The 1,048-nt window shown below is 69.2% G+C and carries 1 protein-coding gene; it reads left to right on the top strand.

Annotated features, from left to right (window positions below; genetic code table 11):
* Positions 1 to 51: 51 nt before the first annotated feature.
* Positions 52 to 918, top strand: a complete 867-nt coding sequence (locus tag OX89_RS09000) for a universal stress protein (protein ID WP_047350371.1) — start codon at positions 52 to 54, stop codon at positions 916 to 918.
* Positions 919 to 1,048 lie beyond the last annotated feature (130 nt).

The raw sequence follows: 1,048 nt of genomic DNA, 5'->3' as shown, positions 1-1,048 counted from the left end.
CAGCGATGCGGGTTACTACTCATTGCCGGGAGGCATCCATACAAGGAAGCCATGAACACCCACGACACCGTGTTTGCCTGCATCGACGGGCTGGCCACCACCCACGCCGTGGTGGACGGGGCCCTGTGGGCCGCGCAGCGCCTGCAGGCCCCCCTGGCGCTGCTGCACGCACTGGAGCGGCCTGAACCTATGCCGCCCGTGGGCGACTACAGCGGCGTCATCGGCATGGGCGCGCAGGACCTGCTGCTGCAGCGCCTGAATACCCTCGATGAAGAGCGCAGCCACGTCGCTCAGGAGGCCGCGCGCCGCATGCTGGCCGAGGCCCAGGCGCGCGTGGATGCCGCCCGCGTGCCTTCGCTGCAGGCGCTGCTGCGCCAGGGCGAGCTGACCGACGTGCTGCTGGAGCACGAACCCAGCGCGCGCCTGTTCGTGCTGGGGCGCCAGCACCGCGCCACCGCCGCGCGCAAGCTGCGGCTGGACTACCGCGTGGAAGGCGTGGTGCGCAACGTGCGCCAGCCGGTGATGGTGGTGACCATGCCGGAGTTCGTGGCGCCGGCGGGCTTCGTCGTGGCCTTTGACGGCAGCGCCACCGCGCGCCGCGCCGTAGAGGCCGTGGGCCGCAGCCCGCTGCTGCGCGGCATGCCCGGCCTGCTGGCCCTGGCCGGCGAGCCCACGCTGGAGATGCTGGAAGCGCTGCAAAGCGCCCAGTCACACCTGGAGGCCGCAGGCTTCGACATCACCACGCAGATCGTGCCGGGCGTGCCGGAGGAGGCGCTGCCGGCCCTGCTGCAGTCGCACGGCAACGTACTGCTGGTGCTGGGCGCCTACGGGCACTCGCGCATCCGCCAGCTCATCGTCGGCAGCACCACCAGCGCGCTGCTGCGGCTGTGCAGCGTGCCGGTGCTGGTGCTGCGCTGACGGGTTCACTATCGATTCAATAGCTGCTAGCGCTTACTGCATAAGCGCTGCAGGCCTTTTTTATCTGAACTGTGACGTCCCTACGCTAGGGCCTGTTCACACTATTTTTGCCAGTGCGAATGGCGTGAAA

Origin of the sequence: Diaphorobacter sp. J5-51 (assembly GCF_001023515.1) — a bacterium.
Taxonomy (GTDB): Bacteria; Pseudomonadota; Gammaproteobacteria; order Burkholderiales; family Burkholderiaceae_C; genus Diaphorobacter; species Diaphorobacter nitroreducens.
This window is presented reverse-complemented; position numbering and strand designations above follow the sequence as displayed.